The 8,466-nt window shown below is 38.5% G+C and carries 10 protein-coding genes; 2 read left to right on the top strand and 8 right to left on the bottom strand.

Annotation, left to right across the window (positions count from 1 at the left end; translation table 11 throughout):
* Together AC6F75_RS13360 and AC6F75_RS13355 are read right to left on the bottom strand one after the other, a co-directional pair.
* Positions 1–935 (bottom strand): aminotransferase class I/II-fold pyridoxal phosphate-dependent enzyme (locus tag AC6F75_RS13360; RefSeq protein ID WP_500715588.1); only part of this gene is annotated, 935 nt, incomplete at its 3' end.
* Between the two features lie 23 nt (positions 936–958).
* Positions 959–2,059, bottom strand: a complete 1,101-nt coding sequence (locus AC6F75_RS13355) for a fatty acid desaturase (RefSeq protein WP_500715587.1) — start codon at positions 2,057–2,059, stop codon at positions 959–961.
* Positions 2,060–2,186: 127 nt separating this feature from the next.
* Between AC6F75_RS13355 and rsmG the strand changes: the two genes are divergently transcribed.
* On the top strand, positions 2,187–2,810 hold the full coding sequence (gene rsmG, locus AC6F75_RS13350; RefSeq protein WP_500715586.1) for a 16S rRNA (guanine(527)-N(7))-methyltransferase RsmG: 624 nt from the start codon (positions 2,187–2,189) through the stop codon (positions 2,808–2,810).
* On the opposite strand, the gene AC6F75_RS13345 is transcribed toward rsmG, so the two are convergent.
* The 6 genes from AC6F75_RS13345 to rsfS all read right to left on the bottom strand — a co-directional run bounded on the left by AC6F75_RS13345 (position 2,811) and on the right by rsfS (position 7,606).
* The gene (locus AC6F75_RS13345; RefSeq protein WP_500715585.1) at positions 2,811–3,077 is read right to left on the bottom strand and encodes an acyl-CoA-binding protein; all 267 of its coding nucleotides are present in this window, start codon (positions 3,075–3,077) and stop codon (positions 2,811–2,813) included. It lies immediately after the preceding gene.
* Positions 3,067–3,726, bottom strand: a complete 660-nt coding sequence (locus AC6F75_RS13340) for a phosphatidylserine decarboxylase family protein (RefSeq protein WP_500715584.1) — start codon at positions 3,724–3,726, stop codon at positions 3,067–3,069. The genes AC6F75_RS13345 and AC6F75_RS13340 overlap by 11 nt, the downstream gene beginning before the upstream one ends.
* Positions 3,716–4,519: a phosphatidate cytidylyltransferase gene (locus AC6F75_RS13335; protein ID WP_500715583.1), complete on the bottom strand. Its 804-nt coding sequence runs from the start codon at positions 4,517–4,519 to the stop codon at positions 3,716–3,718. Before AC6F75_RS13335 ends, AC6F75_RS13340 begins: the two co-directional genes overlap by 11 nt.
* Before the next feature lies 1 nt (position 4,520).
* Positions 4,521–5,117: an LUD domain-containing protein gene (locus tag AC6F75_RS13330; RefSeq protein WP_500715582.1), complete on the bottom strand. Its 597-nt coding sequence runs from the start codon at positions 5,115–5,117 to the stop codon at positions 4,521–4,523.
* Positions 5,118–5,218: 101 nt separating this feature from the next.
* The gene (ftsH, locus tag AC6F75_RS13325) at positions 5,219–7,216 is read right to left on the bottom strand and encodes an ATP-dependent zinc metalloprotease FtsH (RefSeq protein WP_500715581.1); all 1,998 of its coding nucleotides are present in this window, start codon (positions 7,214–7,216) and stop codon (positions 5,219–5,221) included.
* An 18-nt stretch (positions 7,217–7,234) separates the two neighbouring features.
* Positions 7,235–7,606 (bottom strand): ribosome silencing factor, encoded by a 372-nt coding sequence (gene rsfS / locus AC6F75_RS13320; protein WP_500715580.1) that lies wholly within the window; start codon positions 7,604–7,606, stop codon positions 7,235–7,237.
* Positions 7,607–7,695: 89 nt separating this feature from the next.
* On the opposite strand from rsfS, the gene AC6F75_RS13315 reads away from it, so the two are divergent.
* Positions 7,696–8,436 carry a biotin--[acetyl-CoA-carboxylase] ligase gene (locus AC6F75_RS13315; RefSeq protein ID WP_500715579.1) on the top strand — a complete coding sequence of 247 codons (741 nt, stop codon included), beginning with the start codon at positions 7,696–7,698 and terminating at the stop codon, positions 8,434–8,436.
* Positions 8,437–8,466 lie beyond the last annotated feature (30 nt).

Genomic DNA, 8,466 nt, shown 5'->3' with positions numbered 1-8,466 from the left:
GGAATTTCGTTTAGCAAATCCAGTATGAGTTCGCGACGGCTCTTAAATGCGTCTATCATATATTGAATGCTGCTCACCGGGGCTTCCAGTGCAGCTATGGTTGCCATTTGCGCGATGGCATTGGCACCGCTGGTGATTTGTCCCTGCATTTTATTACATGCCCGGGCAATCCAGCTTGGGCCCCCAATATAGCCGATACGCCAGCCGGTCATGGCAAAGGCTTTTGAAACACCGTTCACCACAACAGTGCGGTCATGCATATCTTCAAACTGTGCCATTGAAAAATGTTTTCCGGCAAAGTTGATGTGCTCATAGATTTCATCAGAAATCACATAAATGTTGGGGTATTTTTGAAGTACATCGGCCAGAGCGCGCAATTCTTCTTTGCTGTATACTGAGCCACTGGGGTTGCAAGGCGAACTGTACATCAGCAGTTTTGTTTTTGGCGTAATGGCGGCCTCCAATTGCTCTGCTGTGATTTTAAAATTGGTGTCGATTGTAGTTGGGATTTCCACAGGAACCCCATCTGAGAGTTTCACCAGGTCGCTGTAGCTCACCCAGTAAGGTGCAGGAAGGATAACTTCATCACCTGGGTTGAGCATCACCATGGTCAAATTGGCCAGTGATTGCTTGGCACCCGTTGAAACCACAATTTGTGCCGGCTCATAGGTGAGGTTGTTGTCTCTTTTGAATTTTGTAATGATGGCCTTTTTCAGTTCGGCATAGCCATCAACAGGCGGGTAAGCGTGTATGTCGTCATTTATTGCTTGAATAGCAGCATCTTTGATAAATTCAGGAATGGTGAAATCGGGCTCGCCAAGGCTGAGACCAATAATATCTTTGCCTTCATTTTTTAATTCGCGGGCTTTTGCAGCCATGGCCAGTGTTGCAGAGGTAGCCATATTGTTCACTCTGTCAGATAAATGATCCTTCATAAAATTGGGTTGATCAGGGTTGATTAAGCACTCAAAGCCGGTTCTGCTCCCATTTCTTTTAGATGAGAGAAATGCGATTGTATAGCTTTGCGGGTGGTTTTGTATTCGTGGTAGGGTAAATTAAATTCCCTTGCCGTTTCTTTTACAATTTTTGAAATTTTTGTGTAATGAACGTGGCTGATGTTTGGAAAAATATGATGTTCCACCTGATGGTTTAAACCTCCTGTAAACCAGTTTACAATTTTATTTTTTGTGGCAAAGTTTACGGTAGTATATAACTGATGTATCGCCCAGGTATTTTTCATGGTTCCTGTTTCATCGGGAAGGGGCATTTGGGCTTCTTTAACCATATGTGCCAACTGAAAGACCACGCTAAGTATCACACCTGCAACATAGTGCATCACAAAAAAGCCAATAAGGACTTTCCACCAGGCTATTGATAAGATAAACATTGGAATTACAATCCAGATAGAAATGTAAATGATTTTAGAAACAACAACTATACTCCATTGTTTTACCGGGTTTGGAAATTCACCATAAGACAGTTTTCTCTTAAGATAATCCCTGGTTTGTTTGAAATCTGTGGTTAAAGCCCAGTTAAAGGTCAAAAGACCATAGAGCAAAACAGAATACAAATGCTGGTATTTGTGAAATCGTTTCCATTCTGAATGCTTGCTGAAACGCATAATTCTTCCGGCATCCATGTCTTCATCGTGGCCGTGAATGTTTGTATAGGTATGGTGCAATACATTGTGCTGTACTTGCCAGTTGTACACATTTCCTGCAAGGATATAAATCGTGCTTCCCATAAACTTGTTGACCCATTTTTTTGAGGAATAAGAACCATGGTTGCCATCATGCATAACATTCATGCCCACACCGGCCATACCCACACCCATAAGGATAGCGAGAAGCAACTGTGCCCATCCGGGAATATCAAGAGTAAGTAGTAAAAAATATGGGGTTAGAAACATGGCAAACATGGTCACCGTTTTCAGGTGAAGCTTCCAGTTGCCTGTTTTCTTTAAATTGTTTTCAGAGAAATAATCGTTAACGCGTTTGTTGAGTGTTTTGAAAAAGTTGGCAGGATCTTTTCTTGAAAATCGTATTGAGGGTGTGTTCATATGTATTTTGTAAAAACGCAATAGTCGTATTCAGATAATTGCAAATATAATTATAAATGGCGTCTTTGTAAGTTTGAAAGGTAAAAAAAGAAGTTAAATGTTTATTTTTGACCACTTAATGTAGCATATGGAATTGATTTTAAAATATTTCCCAAATTTAACTGACTCACAAATTGCTCAGTTTGAATTACTTCAAGAACTGTACCAAGACTGGAATCTGAAAATTAATGTGGTGTCCAGAAAGGATATAGACGAGTTGTATCTCAGACATGTGCTACACTCTCTTGGAATTGCAAAAGTCCAGCAATTTTTACCTGACAGCAAAATTCTTGATGTGGGTACCGGTGGCGGATTTCCGGGAATACCACTGGCCATTCTTTTTCCGGACACAAAGTTTCATTTGGTGGATTCCATTGGCAAAAAAATTAAAGTCGTTGACGAAGTCGTTGCAAGATCAGGAATCAAAAATGTGAAAACAACTAATGACCGGGTAGAAAACATCAAAGGAACCTATGATTTTATTGTAAGCAGGGCAGTGGCTTCCATGCCCACCTTTGTGTATTGGGTGGACGGGAAAATTGCCCGTAAGAATCTTCACGAAAGAAAAAACGGGATACTTTATCTAAAAGGGGGTGATTTGACGGAGGAATTAAACGACTTTCCTAAATCGGAAATTTATCCTTTAACCGATTTCTTTGAAGAAGAATTTTTTGATACCAAAAAAGTGGTGTACCTGCCTTTAAACAAGTAGTTATTTTCTGTATAAAAAATAGGTGTTAACTTCTTCAACATAAGCAGTTTTTGCCTCATCGGGTGACATGTTTCTGGTTTGAAACAAGGCATTTGCTTTAAAAGCGTTGATAAGTGGCGTTTTGCTGTTGGGATCGTCCTCATTGTTGTTGGCTCTTTTGTAATAGGCATATAAGCGCAACAACAAATCTGCCGGAAAGGGTTCCAGATGGTTGTTTACCCGGTCTACAGCTTCCTCAAAGGAGGCTTGAAGTTCTTCAGGATTCATTTTTTTCTGCTAAAATGGTGATTCCCCCCTTAACCTTTTGGTTAAGTTTTACATTGATTTTGGTTCCTAAAGGTAATAAAACATCTACTCTCGACCCAAATTTTATAAACCCGCTGTCGTCAGCTTGGTGGACTTGTTGACCGGTAACGGCATAATTTACAATGCGTTTGGCCATAGCACCGGCAATCTGTTTGTGCAGTATTTCACCAAAAACCGGGTTTTTGACAACTACTGTTGTTCTTTCGTTTTCTTCAGAAGATTTGGGGTGCCATGCAACAAGATATTTTCCGGGGTGGTATTTAGAATATACTACCCTGCCACCTACGGGATAACGCGTCACATGAACATTGATGGGCGACATAAATACCGAAACCTGAATTCGTTTTTCGTTAAAGTACTCTTTATCAAAAACCTCTTCGATAACGACTACCCTTCCGTCAACAGGCGATAAAACGTAGTTGTCACCCTGCTGAAAATTTCTTTTCGGGTTTCTAAAAAACTGGAGGATAAGCAGAAAAAAGAGTATTAAAACACTTACCAGTATTTTCTTGAGTGGTTCATTGTCAAGAAAAAAATGTGCAGCCAATCCAAGAATTAATAAAACGGAAAGTGCAGCTAAAATTATTTTGTGGCCTTCTTTATGAAACATAATTTACTAAAGTAATATAGGTATAAATAAATGGGCTGGAATAAATCATACTGTCCAGCCTGTCATAAGCCCCGCCGTGACCGGGAATGAGTGTGCCACTGTCTTTAACTCCCGCCTGACGTTTAAACTTTGACTGAACTAAATCGCCAATAGGCCCGATAAAACTAATCAAAATTGCCAAACCTAACCAGAAAAAAAGATTGTGTGTGTTTAAAAAATGTGAAATAAAAAGACCTGCAACAATACAGGCCGCCATCCCTCCAAGAAATCCGGCAATGGTTTTATTGGGGGAAATGCGTTCAAAAAGTTTTCGTTTACCGAAAGTTTTTCCAATCAGGAAAGCAAAAATATCATTGGCCCAAACCAGAACAAAAATAGAAGCAATCAAAAATGGGTGGTATTCATACCTGTCAAATGGAATCATTGCCAAAAACACAAAACCACTGATGAGGTAAAAAATAGTAACTATATACTTTTTCTTTTCAAACATGGGAATCATGCTTGTCCAAAGCAAATCTTTGAACAAAAATAAATTGACAAATCCGGTTAATACCAGCAGGAGTTTGGTAGCGTAAAAATCAAATTGCAGGTATGAGAAATAATAAAGAAACAGAATCAATATTCCATAAAGCACAAACGACTTTAAGTGAATGAGTTTTAAAAATTCCTGAAGGCTGATTAATCCAAGCAATAATATTACTCCAAGATAAGTGTATGAAGAGATAAAAATGGCAGACAAAAGGATGATTACATAGATTGCCCCAAATGTTGCTCTTATAAAAATTTCCTTCATATTACAAGTCTTCCAAAAGCAGCAAATATAAGTTTTTTGAACTACTCCCGTAAGTCATGAAATCATTTTCTTTCTTGCTTTCAAAGTTTTTTATGGTGGTAATATTTGAGGGAATGTTGTTTTTATTAGCGCTTTTAATGACGCGTAAACCTTCGCCAATTGTATCAACCAGTTGGCTGGTTGTGGCAAAAATGATAAAATTATCAGGCAGTTCTTTAAGCTTTTTTTCCTTAATTTGGTTTGAAGAAATTAAAATAGCACCAGCGTCAGCTACCAGTGATTCACATCTGGAAAAGAAAAACGCCGCACTCAAATTTGTAACAAATTTTAAATTGTAACTGCTGAATTTTGAAACAAGTGTTTTGTCAGTACAAAAAACTTCCTTTTCATACCAGTCGTTTTCAAGCAAAATATTGTCAAAGGCTTCTTCGAGCTCATCAATGTTTTCGCAATAGAGGAACTTTCCGCCATTTTTTCTGAAGTTGTAGGTGAATTTTTCGTCAGTAGGTAGAGGTACTTCCGGTAAATATTTACTTCTTTCTTCTTTTGGGGATTCCTTTTCTCTTGTTTTTCGGAATAATTTTTTAAACAAACTCATTCAAATTTTATTGAAGTGTTTATTATTATGACTTGCCCCAAATATAAAAAAAACTTGCCCTAAAAACGAATTAAGTTCTTTTTATCTTTTGCAAGCTGATTTTAAGCTTGAGGTTTTTTAAACTTGTCAAAAACGACATCCGGTTGGTCAAAATCCCTTTTTCCAAAAATAGTTTCAAGATTATCCTTAAAAATCACTTCTTTTTCAAGCAATACATTGGCAAGTTCAACAAGTTTGTCTTTGTGTTTTTTAAGAAGCTCAATGGCTCTTTGATATTGAGATTCGATTAAATTTGAAATTTCCTTATCAATCATCTCAGCAGTTTTTTCACTGTAAGGTTTTGTGAAATTGTACTCAGATTGACCCGAAGAATCATAATAGGTGAGGTTTCCAATTTTGTCGTTTAACCCATATATGGTTACCATAGCTCTTGCTTGTTTGGTGACTTTTTCCAAATCACTTAGGGCGCCAGTTGAAATTTTATCAAAAATCACCTTTTCTGCAGCACGACCTCCAAGTGTGGCACACATTTCATCAAGCATTTGCTCAGGCCTAACAATAAGCCTCTCTTCAGGAAGGTACCAGGCTGCACCCAGCGATTGTCCGCGGGGCACAATGGTTACTTTAACCAATGGAGCAGCGTGTTCAAGCATCCAGCTAACGGTGGCGTGTCCGGCCTCGTGAAAAGCAATGGCTTTTTTCTCATCGGGGGTGATGATTTTATTTTTCTTTTCCAAACCACCAATAATCCTGTCAACGGCATCGAGAAAATCCTGTCTGCCCACAGCTTTATTGCCTTTTCTTGCAGCAATTAAAGCGGCTTCGTTACATACATTGGCAATGTCTGCCCCGGAGAAACCGGGAGTTTGCTTGGCAAGAAAATCAAGGTCGAGGTTTTCTTCTTTTTTGATGGGCCTTAAGTGCACATCAAATATTTCTTTACGTTCCCTTAAATCCGGCAAGTCCACATATATCTGACGGTCAAAACGTCCGGCTCGCATCAGGGCTTTGTCAAGTACATCTGCTCTGTTTGTAGCTGCAAGGACGATGACATTGGCATTGGAGCCAAAACCGTCCATTTCGGTCAACAATTGGTTTAGGGTATTTTCACGCTCGTCATTAGAGCCTGAAAAATTACTTTTTCCACGTGCCCGACCAATGGCGTCTATTTCATCAATAAAAATGATGGACGGTGATTTGTCTTTAGCTTGTTTAAATAAGTCCCTTACACGTGATGCACCCACACCCACAAACATTTCCACAAAATCTGAGCCTGAAAGTGAGAAAAAGGGTACTTTGGCTTCACCGGCAACGGCTTTAGCAAGAAGTGTTTTTCCTGTTCCAGGAGGTCCTACAAGAAGAGCGCCTTTGGGTATTTTTCCGCCCAAAGCGGTATATTTATCCGGTGTTTTGAGAAAGTCAACTATTTCCTGAATTTCTTCTTTAGCACCTTCTAGACCTGCCACATCTTTAAAGGAAACTTTTACATCTGTATTTTGATCAAAGAGCTTGGCTTTTGATTTGCCTATGTTGAAAATCTGACCTCCGGGTCCACCACCACCGGCACCGGACATTCTTCTCATAATAAAAATCCAAATGGCAATGATAATGGCAAATGGAAGCAATGTCAATAGTATGTCGCCCCAAACGTTGGATTCTGTATCATAAACAACCGAGACCGGTAAATTGTACTCTTCTTTGGTACGCCTGATTTCATTTTCAAAATTCTGGAGATCTCCAAATTCAAACTGATATGCCGGAACATTTGAAACCAATGATTGTTGCCCCACTTTTCTGACATGAACATCCCTGGCTTTGCCCTCATCAGTTAAATAAACACGGGCTTTGTTTTTGTTGACAATCACCACACGCTCAATATCACCATTTTTCAAAAACTCCTGAAATTCTGCAGGTGTTGTTTTTGCAGCCTCAGACCAGCCACCGGAGCCAAAATAATTGATACCGATAAATGCAATTATGATTGCGGCATATATCCATAAAGGACTGAATTTTGGCTTCAAGTCCTTGTTTTTGTTGTTATTCTTGCCCGGGGTTTGATTCTCGGGTTTCTTGTTGGTATTTTCTGTATCGTTTGCCATTAATATGGTTTGATTAACTTAATAACTGGTTTGGATTTTAACTGTTTTTGCGTCACCCCAGAGGCTTTCAATGTCATAAAACTCCCTGATGTGTTTTTGAAACACATGGACTACAATGTTCACATAATCCATCAATATCCATTCAGCATTGTCTGAGCCTTCAATGTGCCAGGCTTTTTCTTTAAGTGTCTTGCTGACGGTTTTTTCAATGGAGTTTACTATAGCATTTACTTGGGTGTTTGAGGTTCCATTACAGATGATGAAGTAGTCACAAACTGTGTTTTCAATCTCCCTGAGGTCCAGGATTTCAATGTCCTGACCTTTAACCTCCTCAATTCCGTGGATTATTTGTGTAATTAATTGATCTGCTTCGTTTTCTTTTTTCGTCATTAAAACAATTATTTTTGCAAAGTTATTATTTTTTTGGTTTCACTTAGCCTCTAACTTTGTAAGATTAACTCATTTTTACCATTTCTTTTATGAACATACGCAAAATCAGTGCCACTACCTCTACAAACAGCCATTTAAAAGGCCTGCTTAAAGCTGAACAATTGCCTGATGGTTTTGTGCTTTTTGCTGAAGAACAAACCCAAGGCAGAGGGCAAATAGATTCATCCTGGCAATCACAAAAGGGAAAAAGCCTAACGTTTAGTGTGTTTAAGCAACTGTATGGTTTTGAAATTGAAAACCAATTTTATCTGTCAAAAGCAGTTTCACTGGCTGTTTATGACACTTTAAAATACTTTCAGATTCCGGAAATTAAAATTAAATGGCCCAACGACATTCTGTCAGCCGATAAAAAGTTGTGTGGCATACTCATAGAGAATATCATTCATCAACAATCGATAAAAGGTTGTATCGTTGGAATAGGAATCAATGTAAATGATGAAATATATACTGATTTGCCCAATGCCACTACCATGAAATTGCAGGCTGGACACTTATTTGATCGGGATGAAGTTTTAAGTCGATTTCTCGAAATTTTAAACCAAAAGTGGCAACTGATAGAAACAGTACAGCTTTCAGAAATTGACAAACTTTATTTTGAATTGCTTTACCGACTAAATAAAATTTCAGTTTTTGAAAATGCACAACAAGAAAAGTTCAACGGAAAAATAACAGGGGTTTCCAGGGAAGGAAAATTACTGGTTGAAACCGAAAATAATAAAATTTCAGCTTTTGATTTGAAAGAGATAAAATTATTGTCAGGACTGCAATGAGGCCATATTTGAACTCAAGGTTTCCAGAAA

The organism is Planktosalinus sp. (genome assembly GCF_059864935.1).
The sequence above is the reverse complement of the archived record's forward strand: the minus strand, read 5'-3'. Positions and strand labels throughout refer to the sequence as shown.

Excerpts from the sequence above, each read along its gene's own strand:
- AC6F75_RS13315 (WP_500715579.1), top strand. The coding sequence starts at position 7,696 with ATGAACATACGCAAAATCAGTGCCACTACCTCTACAAACAGCCATTTA.
- ftsH (WP_500715581.1), bottom strand. The coding sequence starts at position 7,216 with ATGGCAAACGATACAGAAAATACCAACAAGAAACCCGAGAATCAAACC.
- rsmG (WP_500715586.1), top strand. The coding sequence starts at position 2,187 with ATGGAATTGATTTTAAAATATTTCCCAAATTTAACTGACTCACAAATT.
- AC6F75_RS13340 (WP_500715584.1), bottom strand. The coding sequence starts at position 3,726 with ATGTTTCATAAAGAAGGCCACAAAATAATTTTAGCTGCACTTTCCGTT.
- AC6F75_RS13335 (WP_500715583.1), bottom strand. The coding sequence starts at position 4,519 with ATGAAGGAAATTTTTATAAGAGCAACATTTGGGGCAATCTATGTAATC.
- AC6F75_RS13330 (WP_500715582.1), bottom strand. The coding sequence starts at position 5,117 with ATGAGTTTGTTTAAAAAATTATTCCGAAAAACAAGAGAAAAGGAATCC.
- rsfS (WP_500715580.1), bottom strand. The coding sequence starts at position 7,606 with ATGACGAAAAAAGAAAACGAAGCAGATCAATTAATTACACAAATAATC.
- AC6F75_RS13345 (WP_500715585.1), bottom strand. The coding sequence starts at position 3,077 with ATGAATCCTGAAGAACTTCAAGCCTCCTTTGAGGAAGCTGTAGACCGG.
- AC6F75_RS13355 (WP_500715587.1), bottom strand. The coding sequence starts at position 2,059 with ATGAACACACCCTCAATACGATTTTCAAGAAAAGATCCTGCCAACTTT.